Here is a 14,604-nt window from a genome sequence, read left to right on the forward strand (position 1 = left end):
CCGTCGGCGCCACACCCGGCCAAGCCCGCCGACCCCGTCGATCCCCGTTGTGGAGCACCCCCATGCCCTTGGCGCTCGTCGCCCTCGCCATCACCGCGTTCGCCATCGGCACCACCGAGTTCGCCGCCATGGGCCTGCTTCCGCAGATCGCCGACAGCCTGCAGGTCTCCATCCCGAAAGCCGGCTGGCTGATCTCGATGTACGCGCTCGGCGTGGTGATCGGCGCCCCGCTGCTCACCGTCGGCGCCGCCCGACTGCCCCGCAAGGCCGTCCTGGTGGGCCTGGCCGCGCTGTTCACCGCCGGCAACCTGCTGTGCGCCGTGGCCCCCACCTTCGGCTTCCTCGCCGCGGCCCGGCTGATCGCCGGACTCCCGCACGGCGCGTTCTTCGGCGCGGGCGCCGTCGCCGCCGCCGAACTGGTCGCCCCCCACCTGCGGGCCCGCGCCGTCGCCGTGATGTTCTCCGGACTGACCGTCGCCAACATCATCGGCGTCCCCGCCGCCACCCTGCTCGGCCAACACCTCGGCTGGCGCGCCGCGATGCTCGTCGTGGTCGCCATCGGCCTGCTCGGCGCCGCCGCCATCGCCCGCCTCGTCCCGCAGCTGCCCACCCACTCCGGCGCCGGACTGCGCAGCGAACTCTCCACCTTCCGCAGCGGACAACTCTGGCTCGCCCTGGCCACCGTGGTGTTCGGCTGCGCCGGACTGTTCGCCTGCTACAGCTACATCACCCCCACCCTCACCGAAGTGGCCGGCTTCGCGGACTCCTCCGTCACCCTGATCCTCGCCCTGTTCGGCGTCGGCATGACCCTCGGCAACGTCATCGGCGGCTACGCGGCCGACCGGGCGCTGCGCCCGTCGCTGTGCGCCGCGTTCCTCGCGATGTCGGGCGCGCTCGCGCTGTTCGCGGTCACCGCGCACGCCCGCTGGTCGGCCGCCGTGACGGTGGTGCTGATCGGCATGGCCGGGTTCGCGGCCGTGCCCACCGTGCAGACCCTGGTGATCCAGAAGGCCCGCAGGGCGCCGACGCTGGCCTCCGCGACCGTGCAGGGCGCGTTCAACCTGGCCAACGCGGGCGGTGCGTACCTCGGCGGAGTCGCGCTGTCGGCCGGTCTCGGCTGGACGTCGCCCACGCTGGTCGGGGCGGGCCTGGCGATGATCGGGTTCCTGATCGCCGCCGGGTCGTGGGCCGCCGACCGGAAGGCGCCTGTCGCGGTGGTCGACCAGTCGGTCGTGGCGGAGCCGGCCGGGGCTGCGCTGCACTGACAGGGCGTCGGCCGGGACGGGGGACGAGGGTGTGGGGACGGACGGACTGGTGGCGCGGGGGACGGGGGCGGGGGACGGGGACGGACGAGCGGGAGGCGCGGGAGGCGGGGGACGGGCTGGCGGTATGATCACCGGATTTCCGTGCTGGCGGTGGGGTTGTTGCGGCTGCCGTCGCGCGGAGCCCCCCTCGTGAGGAGCCCTCGATGTCCGGTCCCGACACCGCCACCGCCCGAGGCCGGGTCGGCGTGATGCTGCCCCGCGACCTGCCCGCCCGCGACCTGATCCCGTTCGTGCGCCGGGCGGAGCAGCTGGGCTTCGACGAACTGTGGGTGGTCGAGGACCTCGGCTGGCGGGGCGGCGTCGCCCAGGCCGCCACCGCCCTGGCCGTCACCGAACGGATCACCGTCGGCATCGGCATCATGCCCGCCGGCGCCCGCAACGTGTGCTTCGCCGCGATGGAACTCGCCACCCTCGCCCAGCTCCACCCCGGCCGGGTGGTCGCCGGCATCGGCCACGGCATGCCCGGCTGGATGCGCGCCGTCGGCGCCTGGCCGGCCAGCCCCGTCACCCTGCTCAAGGAGTACACCACCGCGCTGCGCACCCTGCTGCGCGGCGAGCCCGGCCCGGCCGACGGACGCTACGTGCAGTGCGCGGGCGTGCAGTTGACGGAGCTCCCGGAGGTGGCGCCGCCGGTGATCCTCGGCGTCCGCGGCCCCAAGTCGCAGGCCGTGGCGGGCGAGGTCGCCGACGGACTGCTGCTCGCCGAACCCGCCGCCCCCGCGTACATCGAGACCTCGCGCCGCCACCTCGGCCCCGGCGCCACCGTCGTCACCTACGACGCCGCAGCGGTGGACGAGGACGAGGACGTCGCGCTCGACCGGGTCCGCGAAGGCCTGGCCGCGGTCGGCGAACCCGACTGGGCCGCCCACCTCGCGCCCCTCCCGTTCGCCGCCGAACTCCGCGCCCACCGCGAGGCCGCCGCCGACGGCCCGGAGTTCGCCCGCACCCTGCCCGCCGACTGGGTCCGCGCCCTCGCCGTCGCCGGCACCCCCGCCCAGGCCCGCGCCGCCATCGCCGCCCGCCACGCCGCCGGCGCCACCACCGTCGTCCTCACGCCGGTCGGCCCCGACGCGCTGGGCTCGCTGGCGTCGCTGGCCCGAGCCCTGTGACGAAGCTGCGCGCCGTCGGCTACTGGTGGTCCGCGCAGGCGCCGCACCTGCCGCACCCGGCCCGGATGGTGGACGAGAGCTGGGACGGGGAGGAACGGTCGCTGGTCGGGACGTACCTCAGCCAGGGCCAACTCGCCTGTCAGTTCATGGGCGTGTCCCGCTGCCGCCTGTGCGGCCGCGTCAACGGCAACGCCGAGCTGACCGACGGCACCTACCTCTGGCCCAGCGGCCTCGGCCACTACGTCGAGGAACACGCCGTCAGGCTCCCCGCCGAGTTCGTCCGGCACGCCGTCGACCGCCTCGACGCCCTCGAAGCCCGCGAGCTGGACTTCTCCTGGTGGGACCAGCAGATCGGCATGGTCAGGGGCGGCGGACCGGCGGCGCCGACGAGCAGCTGACGACCGGCCCGGTGGCGCGGGCCGTTCGGCAATCTCCTTGTCCCGTAGCTCAATTGGGCGGGGGCTGTGGCGACGGGCGTGGCGATCGCGGTCGGTGACGTGAGCGCGCGGTTGGCGGGTTCGTCGAGGCCCTTCGGAGGCGTAGGCAGGTGCCGCAGCCGGATGGGCATTTCCCAGCCGCCGGGCGGTCGCGGCCCGAGATGACCAGCTTCGGCGGTGGTACGACCCGATCGCTGCCCATCTGGCGGCGGTGGGCGGCCCAGGTAGCGGGAACGCCTGCTTCGGTGCCTGTGTTCAAAGGTCCGCGCGCTGCTTGCCCGGGCCAGGAATCGAACAGACGGATCGTCGCTGTGAGGAGAAGTCAGTCGGCCGCGCCGGTGGCAGCCGTTGGAGTCCGTAGGTCCGGCGACGTCAGGCGGCAGGGGCTCGGGACTCCTCGATGGCTGACATGGAACTGTCCTCGCCTACCTGGTGCAGGCCCCGCACCCCGGGGGGCATGCACTCATCCTGGCGGCCCGTCATTGGGATCAGAAGTATCCGACGCCGGCGATCTGCCAGGGTGCACCGACGTAGACGGGGCTGCCGTTCCTGTCGACCACGCTCTGCCGGGAGAAGATGCGGTTGCTGCCGCCCATGTACCAGATCTGGGTCTCACCGGTGTCGGTGTTGTGCCAGACGATGTCCGGGACTCCCTCCTGGTCGAAGTCTGCGGTGCCGGCAATCTGCCAGGGTGCACCGACGTGGATGAGGTTGCCGTTCTCGTCGAACACGCTCCGCCGTTGGGCGATGCGGTGGTTGTAGTCCACAGACCAGGTCTGAGCCTCACCGGTGTCGGTGTTGTACCAGAGGATGTCCGGGCCTCCGTACGGGTTGAGGGGACCTGACGCACCGACGATCCGCCAGGGTGCTCCGACGCGGGTGGGACTGCCGTTCTCCTCCAGCAGATCCTGCCGCCGGGTGATGCTCCGGTCCTTCATGAACCAGATCTGGGTCTCGTTGGTGCTGGTGTTGTGCCAGAGGATGTCCGGGTACCCGTCCTGGTCGAAGTCGGTGGCGCCGGCGATCTGCCAGGGTGTTCCGGCGTGTGCGGTCCTGCCGTTCTCGTCGAGCACGACGTGCCCGGTGATGACACGGTGGTTGCCGTCCACGTACTCGATCACGGTTTCACCGCTGTCGGGCTGGTGCGTGATGACGTCCGCGACTCCGTCCCCGTTGAAGTCTGCCGCGCTGGCGGTCTGCCAGCCGGCTGGCAGACCGGCCGGGCTGCCGTCCGGGAGGAGTACGGTTCCCCGGCTGATGATGCGGTTCTGGTCCAGGTACCAGATCTGGAGCTGGTCGAGGCTGGTGTTGTACCAGAGGAGGTCCGGCTGGGTGTCTCCCCGATTCTGATCGGCGGGGAGCCCGGTGACTCTCGCGGGAGCGGTCCCGTCCGGGGTGGGGCCGGCATCGTCCGCGGAGACCGCCGGGGTGGTCCCCTCGCCCTCGGCCCGGCTGGACGCGCTGTGCGCCGGTGCGGCGCTCAGGGCTGTGAGAACGGCGACAACGGCGATGGCCGTGCCGACCAAGGTCGACTTCTTCCCGGGCATGATGGTTCCTCCTGCGCGTACCGACGGCCTGATGCCGTAACCCGTGAGCTGACGGACGGGATGAGGCGCTCATGCCCTGGGCTGCCACGTGCGCTGACCCGGCGAGCCCACTGGTGTTTCGAGGCGAAGGTGCGCCGCGTCCTGCACAGGTCGTTCCACGGAGTCGGTCACCGGTCACAGGCACCGACCCGAAACCATCCCACTGCATGCATCCTGGTGCGCCGGCCCGGCACGTCGACACGCTCGGGGCAGTGCTCGCGGATTCGACATGGCCGCTGGCGGCGGGTGTCGCCGAATCCGGGGCTGGTGCGCCGCCAGGTCGGGGGTTGGGTGCGGACCGATCTCCCCAGTGCGAGCGCGACGGTCCGGCGGGGCCGGCGAGGCTGGCCCGCAGGGGGCAGAGGGTGTCCCGCAGGGGTCAGAGGGTGTCCCTCTGCCAGTCCCAGCGACGCGGATCCGCGGGCCGCGGTTCGTAGTGGGCCTGGCCGCCCCCGCAGTGCGCGCCGATCTCGGTGAGCTTGTCCCTCGTGGTCCGGTCCGGTTGCGTTCGGCGATGGACTGTCCGGCGCGTTCGTAGTCACGGGCGTGCCGGCGGGCGTGCATCGCCCGGGCATGCGAGCGTTCGACCACCCAACGGCGGGGCAGGACCATGAACCCCTTCGCGTCCTTGGGTCGGTTGACCGTCTTGACCGTGAGGTTCAGGTACTTCTTCGCCCAGCCGCCCAGCCGCCCAGCCGCCCATCCGGCCGGCGTAGGCGGAGTCGACCCGGACAATGGTGATCTCCGGGTGCATCAACCTGAGCCGGAACAGCACCCCCTTTGCCGCGCCGCAGTCGGCCATGTCGACGGGGGTGACCATCACGGACAGCGGCAGGCCCTTCGTGTCCACCACCAGGCGCCGCTCGCGGCCGTTGGTCTTCTGCGCCGCGTCGTAGCCGCGGCTGTCACGGCTGACCGTCTCGGCGGTTGCCGCCTGACGCGGGGCTCACAAAGGGGGTGGAACTGTCGGCCGCGTTCCAGACCTGACAAGTCGTCACCACCCGCCCAGGTGTTCCTCGAAGAACCCCCGCACCAGGTGGCGGACCTTCGGGATCGAGACCGTCGGCGCGATCCTGCCGATCACGGCGTTCCGCTCGGCCCGGGTGGTCAGTCCGGCGGCCTGGAGTTGCGGGATCGTCGCGGCGCAGTCGGTGAACACCCAGTGCCCGGCGTCGGCGATCCGGGCCGTGCGGACCCAGCGACCGGAGCGGGCGGTGAGGGCGGACCAGGAGCGGTCCAACTCCGGGCGGCGGTCGAACCCTTCGGTGCCGAGCAGCAGGAGCGGGCGGTCCACGCCGTACCGCGTGACCGGGAACGGCTCGGGGGCGCCGCCGGGTACCAGCGGCGGATGGTCGAGGTAGCCCTCCAAGTTGACGGCGGCGCGCACCCGGCGGTCCTCGAACAGCACCTCCGCCGCGGCGCTCCCGCCCGCCGAATGCCCGTACAGGCCGATGCGGTGCCAGTCGATCGCCCCCGCCAGCCCGCGCGGCAGCGGCAGTTCGGCCGGTCGGGCGAGGCGGTCGAGGACGAAGCGCAGGTCGGCGACGCGGGCGTCGATCATGGTGCGGAAGACGTCCGGGCGGTCCCGCGGGTCGCCGCGGAAGACCGTCGTCCGGACCGGCTCGTCCCGGAACACCGTGGTGCCCGGGAACTCGACCGCCGCGCCGTCGCCGGGATGGTCGACCGTGACGACCACGGCGCCGTGACCGGCCAAGTCCTCGGCCAGGGAGGTCCCCAGGCCGCGCGGGTCGCCGCCGCCCGGGCTGTACAGCAGCACCGGACGCCGCCCCGGCAGCGCCGGCGCGTCCGCGAACGCGTGGGACAGGGTGGCGGCCCAGTCCACTCCGGCGGCGGGGAGGTGGAGCGGGCCGTACGGGGCGACCTGGCCGAACGCGTTCGCGGTCGGCGGTGGCAGCTGCGGGGCGGGGACGAGGCCGGTGACGTCGCGGGCCGGGTAGAAGAACGTCAGCATCAACTCCCGTACGGGGACGGAGGAATCCCAGGGATCACGCCGGGACGTGTCGACGAGGTACACCGACCGGCACCCCACCGGGTGGCGGCCGGTCGGCGCGGGCAGGGTGAGGACGACGTCACCGGGGGCCGCAGCCGCAGCGCGGGCAGGTCGGGTGCCGAGTCCCAGGGCCAGTACGGCCGCGCCCAGGAGCAGGGAGCGTCGGCCGATCGGGAAGTCAGGGGTCATGCCCGGCATGCTGGCCCGCCGGGCAGGACGGCGGCGATCCTTGAGGCACCGGGCTCAAGGATGGCGCCCGCCGACACCGGGGGGCACCGTGATCCGGATCCACTTCGCGCCGGAGGACTTCACCCGGGTCCGCCTCGCGCCCAGGCCCGCGCCGCTCCAGGAGCTGAACGTCGCACTCGGGCTGATGTGCCGTCAGGACGGTGAGCTGCTCCACGGCGCCTGGCGACGACGGCTGCTGCGCACCCTGCCGCAGGCGGTTCTGCCGCTCGCGGACCTCGTCCCCGCCGGGCGGCCGCCGAGCTTCCTGGACGTGGTGACGGACTCGCTGCCGGACGCGCTGGAACAGCTCCGCTCGACGCCGGCCGAGGTGGTCGCCGCCGAGTTGGAACGCGTGTACGCGCGAACGCCCGTGCCGGCGTGGATCGGTGAGCTGCGGCGCGGTGACGCCGGTGCGTGGCGGCTGCTCCTCCGGGCGCAGCGGGCGGCGTTCGAGGCGCTGCTCGGACCGGTGTGGGAGCAGGTGCAGGACCTGCACCGCGCCGAGTTCGTGCAGCGGGCCGTGCAACTCGCCGAGACCGGCACCGGTCCGCTGCTGGCGGGGCTGCTGCCGGGCGCCCGGCTGGGCGGCGGAACCTGGGAACTGCCGGGCGCGCCACGGGAGATCCGCCTCGACGGGCGCGGGCTGCTCCTGTTGCCGAGCTTCCACGGGGTCGGCGGGCCGCAGCTGTCGGACCTGCCGGACCGCCCGGTGGTGCTCACCTACCCGGCCGGGACCGGCCTCCTGCCGCAGCCCGGCGGCCCCACGGGCCCGCAGGCGCTGGCCAAGGTGATCGGGCCGACCCGCACGGAGCTGCTCCACCAGCTGTCCGAGGACCGCACCACGACCGAACTGGCCCGCCGCCTGCGGGTCAGCGCCGCGACGGTCTCCGCCCACACCGCCGCCCTGCGCGGGGCGGGGCTGATCTCCACCGCCCGCGCCGGGAAGGCGGTGCTGCACCGCCGCACCGCGCTCGGAAGCCTGCTGATCGGGGGGTGACGGCAGGTCGGGGCGCGGACCGTGGGAAGGGCCGGCAGCAGGGCGAGCCGGGCCAGGTCGGCCCCGGCGGAGAAGCGTAGGACCTGGTCGGCGGCGACCCGGTGGACGGTCACCCCGGGGCCGGTGGCAGCGCCGTCTGCACCACGGCGTGCTCGGCGCCTGCCGCGGCAGGGGAGGAGTCCGGCATCAGGAAACCCGGCCCGGAAGGCGAACTCCGGTGCCCCGTGCGCCGCTTCGTCGAGGCCGACGCGTACGGCAGGGGAGCGGACCGGTCGGTGCGCAGAGTCAGGCAGGGGCGGCGCACCGGGTGGCTCCGGTGTCGATGCCGATCGGCTCGTGCCAGGAGGCCAGGCCGAGCAACTTGGAGCCCAGTTCGGTGAGTCGGGCGGTGGGGTAGCGGTTGGACTCGGGCAGGACCGGGTCGCCCACCAGGGTGCGGTTCCAGCGCGGGGTGTGCAGGTGGCGCCAGGAGTCGACGCGGGACTTGCGCAGCCGCTCGTGCTCCTCCAGCGCGGGCATCATCGACAGGTACTGCACGGCGCGCACGCCCTGCTCGGAGCGGTTGCGCGCGACGCCGTGCGCCAGCAGGCCGTTCCAGATCAGCAGGTCGCCGGGGTGCAGGTCGGGCCGGACGACGGGCAGTTCGGTGCGGTCGATGTCGGGCCGGACGGGGTCGCGGTCGGCCGGCTGGGCAAGCCTCCACGGCTCGAACTGCCGGAACAGCTCCGGGCTGCAGTGGAAGCCGCCGGTCTCCGGCGAGGTCTCGTTGAGCGCGATGATGCCCTGCACGCGCTGCGGCGGGACGCCGAGGGCGGTGTCGATGTCCCAGTGCAGTTCGACGTCGTGGCCGCGGCCGGCGGGGTCGATCAGCGCCCGGTCGCGGTTGCCGCGGTTGGGCGGGTTCAGGTTGAGCCGGTCCAGGGTCACCCACAGCTCCTCGCAGTCCCAGATGTCCACGAAGGCGTCGTAGACCCGCTGGTGCTGCCGGCTGTCCCAGAGCAGCTGGTGGTGGTACGCCTCGACGAAGCCGTAGACGTGCAGCTGCTGGTCGAGTGCGGACCGGAACGGGCGGTCCGTGAACCAGCTGTCCGGGTCCTCGGGGTCCAGGCCCTGGAACTGCCAGGCGAAGTCGAGCATCCGGCGGGCGTGCTCGGCGGGCACCGCCTCGCGGACGATGACGTAGCCGTAGGTCTGCCAGTGCGCGAAGTCCTCCCGGGAGAGCACGCGCAGCGGACGGGACTTGGCCAGTTCGCGCAGGGTGTGCTGGGCGAGGTACGACTCGCCGTCGGTGCTGAAGTACGGGCGGTCGCTCGCGGCCCGGAACAGGTGGGCGCGACGGGACGGTACGGACATGGAGAGCCCCTCCAGGGAGCCGGGCGGAAGGAGGAGGAACGGAGGCCCCGCACGGGAAGGCGGGGCGGGATGCGCCCCGGACCGGGCGCGGTGGCGGCCGCAGCGGGGCCGGGCAGGGGACGCGGCGGGGAAGGGCGGCGCCGGGAAGGCGTCGCGGCCGCTGCCGATCGCCACATTGGTCCAGACCACAAATCTTGTCAAGTTCCTGATCAGTAACCGGCGGCGACCACGAGGTCGAGCCCGGTCCGGTGGCGGGTCGGTTCGGACGAGTGGCTCGGGACCGACCCAATGTCCGCTTCGGCTCCGCTCCCTGACGAATCGTCGATCCGGGCCCGCAGGTACGAAGCCCCGACCCGGCCCGTGCCCACGAGAGCCGATCGAGGCTCTCGCCGGGGTTTCGCGAGTGCCCGGAAAACGACCGACCCCCGTGCCCCGCGACGGGCACACTGAAGCGATGCTGACCGACCACTGGCCGCTCGCCGGACTGAGCGTGCGCACCCCGCGCCTGGAACTGAGGCTGCCCACCGAACCCGAACTCGCCGAACTGGCCGAGGTCGCCGCCCGCGGCGTCGTCAAGCCCGGCACCCGCCCGTTCCGCTCCACCTGGTCCTACGGCACGCCCGTCGAGCGGGCCCGCTCCGTCCTGAAGGCCCACTGGCGGTCCCAGGCCGACTGGACGCCCGAGGAGTGGGCGCTGGTCCTGGTGGTCTTCGCCGACGGCCGGCCCGTCGGCGTCCAGTCGCTGCGCGCCATGGAGTTCGCGATCCGCCGCGAGATCCTGTCCGGCTCCTGGCTGGGCATCGAGCACCACGGCCGGGGCCTGGGCACCGAGGCCCGCGTCGCGATGCTGCACCTCGCCTTCGCCGGTCTGGCCGCCGAATCGGCGATCTCCGCCTCGTTCACCGACAACGCCGCCTCCGTCGCGATCTCCCGCAAGCTCGGCTACCTCCCCGACGGCGTGGAACGCGACAACCGCCACGGCGAACTCGCCCTCACCCAGCGCTTCCGCCTGGACCGAGCCGACTGGCAGCCCACCCGACGCCCCGACATCGGGCTCACCGGCCTCGCCCCGTGCGCCGACATGTTCGGCATCTCCCTGGAAGACTGAGGAACTGCCGCTCCCCGCACGGACGTTGGATGGAACGAAGGTCGGACGGACGACGGAGCGGTGATGCTGCCCTACTTGATCGCGCTGGCGGTGCTGGCCGGCGTACTGACGCTGCTCGGCCTGGCCGGGCAGGCCCTGCGGCGGCACCGCGGAGCCTCCGCCGCGGTGGGCGGCATGCTGGCCGCCTACGAGGAGGCGGTGCGCGGCACCTCCTACGCGGCGCACGCCGAACTGCTCGCCGAGGCCGACCGGAAGATGCCGATCGAGGTACCCGGCGGCCGGTTCGAGGGCCGGGCGCTGCTCGCGGACCGGGCGGCCCGCCCCGCGCGGGGGCGGTGGCGGACCGTCAGGGCGTGGTGGCGGCGGGGCTGATCGTCAGGGTGTGGCGGCGGCGCTGATCGTCACATTGAGGTGCTTCATGATCGGCTGATCGCTCTGGCTGCTGTAGTCGCCCAGCGCGCACAGCACGTTCATCTCCGGCATGTACCCGGCCGCGCAGCCGCGCGGCAGGTCGTACGGGACGGCCAGGTAGCCGTGCAGCGCACGGGTCGAACCGTCCCGGGCGGTCGCCACGATGTCGACCGGGTCGAACTCGGCGAGTCGGCGCGCCCGCATGTCCTGACGGTTCATGAACACCAGCGTGCGCAGGTTCTTGACGCCCCGGTAGCGGTCGTCGTCCGAGTAGATGGTGGTGTTCCACTGGTCGTGCGAGCGCATCGTGCCCAGCACCAGCGTCCCCGGGCCCGGCAGCACGTCCGGCAGCGGCGCGGTGGAGAACTCCGCCTTCCCCGACGGGGTGAGGAAGACCAGCTCACGGGCCGGCTGCCGGATCCGGAACCCCAGCGGCAGCCGGACCCGGCGGTTGAAGTCCTCGAAACCGTCCAGCACCTTCGCCATGGTGTCGCGGATCCGGTCGTAGTCCTCCACGTACCACTCCCACGGCGTCGCACTCCCCGGCAGCGCCGCCCGCGCGATCCCCGCGACGATCGCCGGCTCGGACAGCAACTGCGGGGACGCCGCCCGCTTCCGCATGCCCACCGACAGGTGCACCATGCTCATCGAATCCTCCACCGAGGTGGCCTGCACCCCGCCCCGCTGTCGGTCCTGCTCGGTGCGGCCCAGACACGGCAGGATCAACGCCCGCCGCCCGTGCACCAGATGACTGCGGTTCAGCTTCGTCGACACCTGCACCGTCAACTCGCAACGGCGCAGCGCCCGGTGGGTGAACTCGGTGTCCGGCGCGGCCATCGCGAAATTGCCGCCCATCCCGACGAACACCGACACCTCGCCGCGTGCCATCGCCCCGATCACCCCCACCGTGTCCAGCCCGTGCTCGCGCGGCGGATCGATCCCGCAGACCTTCGCCAACCGGTCCAGGAACGCCGGCGCCGGCCGGTGGTCGATCCCGCAGGTCCGATTGCCCTGCACGTTCGAATGCCCGCGCACCGGCGACGGCCCCGCCCCCTCCCGGCCCAGGTTCCCGCGCAGCAACAGCACGTTGAGGATCTCCCGGACGGTGTCCACCCCGTGCTCGTGCTGCGTCACCCCCAGACACCACGAGAAGATCGACCGGTCCGCCTCCCGGTACACCCGCGCCGCCTCCAGCAGCTGCGCCCGGCTCAGCCCGCTCTGCCGCTCCAACTCCTCCCACGGCGTCCGCTCGCACAGCTCCCGGTAGGCCGCGAACCCCGTGGTGTGCCGCTCGACGAACTCCTCGTCCAGCGCCCGCGGATCGTGCCTCGCCTGCTCCAGCAGCGCCTTCGCCATCGCCCGCAGCAGCGCGAGGTCCCCGCCGATCCGCACCTGCAGGTTGAGCGTGCTGGTCGCGGTCGCGCGCATCAGCGCCATGTTCGCGAACTCGTGCGGCACGATGGTCCGGGTCGCCGCCGCCTCCACCAGCGGATTGACGTGCACCACCTGCGCGCCCCGCCGGTGTGCGTCGGCCAGCGCGGTCAGCATCCGCGGCGCGTTCGACGCCGCGTTCACCCCCAGGACGAACAGCGCGTCGGCCGCCTCCCAGTCCTTCAGGTCCGCGGTGCCCTTCCCGGTGCCGAGCGAGGCCGTGAGCGCCCGCCCGGACGCCTCGTGGCACATGTTCGAGCAGTCCGGGAGGTTGTTGGTGCCCAGCTCACGGGCCAGCAACTGGTACAGGAACGTGGCCTCGTTGCCCAGCCGCCCCGACGTGTAGAACGCCGCCCGGTTCGGATCGTCCAGACCGTGCAGCACCCCGCCGACCAGCTCGAACGCCTGCTGCCAGTCGATCGGCCGGTACTTGTCGGTCTCCGGGTCGTACACCATCGGCTCGGTCAGCCGGCCCTGGTCCTCCAACGCGAAATCGCTCCACCCCGACAGCTCGGTGACGGTGTGCGCCGCGAAGAACTCCCGCCCGACCCGCTTGCGCGTCATCTCCCACGTGACGTGCTTGATGCCGTTCTCGCAGATGTCCAGGTGCAGGCCCTTGTAGTCGTCCGGCCACGCACAGCCCGGACAGTCGAACCCCCCGTTTTCGTGGTTCATCCGCAGCACCGCCCGCGGCCCGTCCACCCACTCGCCCGTCCGCGCCAGCACCCGCGTCACCGACTTCGCCGCGCCCCACCCCGCAGCCGGATGCTTGTACGGCTCCACCCGTGGCTCGGCCCGGTCCGGTTCCTCCTGCGGCTCGGCCCGGGCCGGCTCCTCGGTAGCGGTCACGGCGGCACTCCTGGCTCGGCGAGAGGACAACAGCCCGGTCGATCCTGCCTTCCCCGCCCGCCCGAGCCGGCCGTCCACGCCAGGCCGCCCCCGCGAACCACCCGGGCGGCGGCCGGAACGACGGCACGAACGAAGCAACGCAGCCGACCGCCGCACCGTGGCCGCCGGCCCCGCCCGGCGCGGTCGACCGGCTGGTCGACCTGTGCCGGGACGATGGTCTGACCGGGTTTCCGGCGCCGGCGATGCCCGAACGCCGCATGGGTGCTGAACGCCATGTACCAGCGCGAGGACGACCCCGGCCGGACAACCCGTGAGGACCGGGAGCCCCTCCTCGCCCCGCCGGCCGACTGCACCGGCGGCGGACTCGGCCGCGCCGAACACTCCGGCCCGGGCCGGCGACGCCTGCGCCGGGCCGAACTCGCCGAGCGTTTCGGCGACCCCGTGGTGCCCGAGGGCATGCTGCCCGGCCTCCGCTGCTTCCCGTCCGCGGCGGAGAACGGCAGCCGGCCGGCCGACATCCGCCGGCCCACCGAAGGCAGCCTGGACCGGGACACCTGGAACCGGCTGATCGCCGTCCTCACCGCACACAGCCCCGCCGGTCCCGACACTCCCTGCCCGGCCTACCACAGCCCGATGGCGCTGGGCCTCGCCGACTTCCGGACCGAACAGGTCGTCACCACCCGCCTCGACGACGCCACCGCGCTCCTCGACCACCCCGAGTCGGACTTCACCCCGCCAACCTGTGGCCGCAGGACCGCAGTTGGCCGACGTGGACGGACTGCGACCGGTGGGCGAACAGGGTCGTCGGCCCCACCACCCTGATCGACGCCCTGTGCCTGCGGTGGGACCACTGACTGCTGCGCCCGCCGCGGGCGGCCCGACCGACCGTCACCACACCGGCGGCTGCACCAAGTCCCGTCCGCCGCGGTGCCAGGTCGGGACGTAGTCCTCCGGCGGGGACGGCAGGTTCGCCAGGCAGGCGTCCGAGCAGGCGTTCACCAGCAGGGGCAGCACGTCGGCGCCGGAGGTGTGCAGGGAGATCCACGCCTGCCGGAGTTCCGCGACCGGGCCGTCGCAGACGCTGCACGCCCGTACCTCCGTCGCACCCCACACGCCCGGGTCCAGCGCCCCTGGCTCCATGCCGCCGACCGGCTCCGCCAGCGCCGGGAACCCCGGCCGGAACTTCTCATTGCCGTACAGCGCGCGGGTACTGACGGTACTGCCGCGCAACGCGGGCAGCCGCGACAGCTCGTACGGGAACCAGTGCAGCCGGTACGAGGTGTACGGCTCGAACACCTCCAGGCGGCGCATCCCCCCGATCTCCGCCGGTATCCGCACCAGGTTCGACCGGTACAGCACCAGCTTCCGCACCTCGGTCAGCGTCCCGATGCTCGCCGGCAGCGTCACCACCTGCCGCCGCTCCGCCGCGGACATCTCCGTCAGCGGCGCGAACTCCTCCCGCCCGTCCGCCGCCGCCTCCTCGATCAACTCCAGCAGCCGCAACCACCCCGGCGCGGACGTGTCCTGACGCTCCGGATGGAACCACACCGACCGGCAGTCCAGATCCGCCCCCAGGCACCGGCACCGGTCGGCCACCGGCTGCTCGACTTCCCCGGCCATCCCGGCGAAGCGATTCGAAAACAGGTGCGGTGACTTCTCGGTGCTCATCCCCGCACCCTACTGCCGACCGAATCCCGGCCCCGGGCCGGGCGCGGGCCCCGGTGGCCTGGTTGGATCGGCCGCATGACGGATTGGTCGA

Annotated in this window: 12 protein-coding genes and 1 pseudogene; 7 read left to right on the forward strand and 6 right to left on the reverse strand. The window is 73.2% G+C overall.

The genetic code is table 11. The features are described from left to right. The first annotated feature begins 62 nt into the window (after positions 1-62). The 3 genes from CG736_RS25130 (at position 63) to CG736_RS25140 (ending at position 2,832) form a co-directional block, all read left to right on the forward strand. Positions 63-1,265 carry an MFS transporter gene (locus CG736_RS25130; RefSeq protein WP_100588448.1) on the forward strand — a complete coding sequence of 401 codons (1,203 nt, stop codon included), beginning with the start codon at positions 63-65 and terminating at the stop codon, positions 1,263-1,265. A 203-nt stretch (positions 1,266-1,468) separates the two neighbouring features. Then, the gene (locus tag CG736_RS25135) at positions 1,469-2,434 is read left to right on the forward strand and encodes an LLM class flavin-dependent oxidoreductase (RefSeq protein ID WP_100588449.1); all 966 of its coding nucleotides are present in this window, start codon (positions 1,469-1,471) and stop codon (positions 2,432-2,434) included. Continuing rightward, positions 2,431-2,832 carry a hypothetical protein gene (locus CG736_RS25140; protein ID WP_100588450.1) on the forward strand — a complete coding sequence of 134 codons (402 nt, stop codon included), beginning with the start codon at positions 2,431-2,433 and terminating at the stop codon, positions 2,830-2,832. Before CG736_RS25135 ends, CG736_RS25140 begins: the two co-directional genes overlap by 4 nt. A 527-nt stretch (positions 2,833-3,359) precedes the next feature. Here CG736_RS25140 and CG736_RS25145 read toward each other — a convergent pair. The 3 genes and pseudogenes from CG736_RS25145 to CG736_RS25155 all read right to left on the reverse strand — a co-directional run bounded on the left by CG736_RS25145 (position 3,360) and on the right by CG736_RS25155 (position 6,657). Next, positions 3,360-4,418, reverse strand: coding sequence for a hypothetical protein (locus CG736_RS25145; protein ID WP_100588451.1), 1,059 nt, complete (start codon positions 4,416-4,418; stop codon positions 3,360-3,362). 577 nt (positions 4,419-4,995) lie between these two features. Beyond that, positions 4,996-5,355 (reverse strand): annotated as a pseudogene (locus CG736_RS37995) (transposase); the annotation flags it as partial. Positions 5,356-5,451: 96 nt separating this feature from the next. Beyond that, a complete protein-coding gene (locus CG736_RS25155) occupies positions 5,452-6,657 on the reverse strand; it encodes an alpha/beta hydrolase (RefSeq protein ID WP_100588548.1) in 1,206 nt (401 codons plus the stop codon). Positions 6,658-6,745: 88 nt separating this feature from the next. Between CG736_RS25155 and CG736_RS25160 the strand changes: the two genes are divergently transcribed. Beyond that, positions 6,746-7,693 (forward strand): helix-turn-helix transcriptional regulator, encoded by a 948-nt coding sequence (locus CG736_RS25160; RefSeq protein ID WP_100588453.1) that lies wholly within the window; start codon positions 6,746-6,748, stop codon positions 7,691-7,693. Between the two features lie 285 nt (positions 7,694-7,978). Here CG736_RS25160 and CG736_RS25165 read toward each other — a convergent pair whose 3' ends face one another. Then, entirely contained in the window at positions 7,979-9,046 is a 1,068-nt protein-coding gene (locus tag CG736_RS25165; RefSeq protein ID WP_100588454.1) for a phytanoyl-CoA dioxygenase family protein, read from the reverse strand. A gap of 454 nt (positions 9,047-9,500) precedes the next feature. On the opposite strand from CG736_RS25165, the gene CG736_RS25170 reads away from it, so the two are divergent. Continuing rightward, complete coding sequence (locus CG736_RS25170) at positions 9,501-10,154, forward strand: GNAT family N-acetyltransferase (RefSeq protein WP_100588455.1); 654 nt, start codon at positions 9,501-9,503, stop codon at positions 10,152-10,154. A 63-nt stretch (positions 10,155-10,217) separates the two neighbouring features. Beyond that, the gene (locus CG736_RS25175; RefSeq protein ID WP_052508974.1) at positions 10,218-10,526 is read left to right on the forward strand and encodes a hypothetical protein; all 309 of its coding nucleotides are present in this window, start codon (positions 10,218-10,220) and stop codon (positions 10,524-10,526) included. A gap of 3 nt (positions 10,527-10,529) precedes the next feature. Here the strand turns inward: CG736_RS25175 and CG736_RS25180 are convergent, their stop codons facing one another. Beyond that, positions 10,530-12,845 (reverse strand): FdhF/YdeP family oxidoreductase, encoded by a 2,316-nt coding sequence (locus CG736_RS25180; protein ID WP_369880449.1) that lies wholly within the window; start codon positions 12,843-12,845, stop codon positions 10,530-10,532. A 261-nt stretch (positions 12,846-13,106) separates the two neighbouring features. Between CG736_RS25180 and CG736_RS25185 the strand changes: the two genes are divergently transcribed. Further along, positions 13,107-13,667, forward strand: coding sequence for a hypothetical protein (locus CG736_RS25185; protein WP_232734160.1), 561 nt, complete (start codon positions 13,107-13,109; stop codon positions 13,665-13,667). A 66-nt stretch (positions 13,668-13,733) separates the two neighbouring features. Here the strand turns inward: CG736_RS25185 and CG736_RS25190 are convergent, their stop codons facing one another. Further along, entirely contained in the window at positions 13,734-14,513 is a 780-nt protein-coding gene (locus CG736_RS25190; RefSeq protein WP_232734161.1) for a leucine-rich repeat domain-containing protein, read from the reverse strand. Positions 14,514-14,604: the final 91 nt, after the last annotated feature.

It is taken from the genome of Kitasatospora sp. CB02891 (assembly GCF_002803145.1).
GTDB lineage: Bacteria > Actinomycetota > Actinomycetes > Streptomycetales > Streptomycetaceae > Kitasatospora > Kitasatospora griseola.

Bases quoted from the DNA above. Each gene is read 5' to 3' on its own strand.
- CG736_RS25130 (WP_100588448.1), top strand. From the start codon at position 63: ATGCCCTTGGCGCTCGTCGCCCTCGCCATCACCGCGTTCGCCATCGGC.
- CG736_RS25135 (WP_100588449.1), top strand. From the start codon at position 1,469: ATGTCCGGTCCCGACACCGCCACCGCCCGAGGCCGGGTCGGCGTGATG.
- CG736_RS25145 (WP_100588451.1), bottom strand. From the start codon at position 4,418: ATGCCCGGGAAGAAGTCGACCTTGGTCGGCACGGCCATCGCCGTTGTC.
- CG736_RS25155 (WP_100588548.1), bottom strand. From the start codon at position 6,657: ATGACCCCTGACTTCCCGATCGGCCGACGCTCCCTGCTCCTGGGCGCG.
- CG736_RS25165 (WP_100588454.1), bottom strand. From the start codon at position 9,046: ATGTCCGTACCGTCCCGTCGCGCCCACCTGTTCCGGGCCGCGAGCGAC.
- CG736_RS25170 (WP_100588455.1), top strand. From the start codon at position 9,501: ATGCTGACCGACCACTGGCCGCTCGCCGGACTGAGCGTGCGCACCCCG.
- CG736_RS25175 (WP_052508974.1), top strand. From the start codon at position 10,218: ATGCTGCCCTACTTGATCGCGCTGGCGGTGCTGGCCGGCGTACTGACG.
- CG736_RS25190 (WP_232734161.1), bottom strand. From the start codon at position 14,513: ATGAGCACCGAGAAGTCACCGCACCTGTTTTCGAATCGCTTCGCCGGG.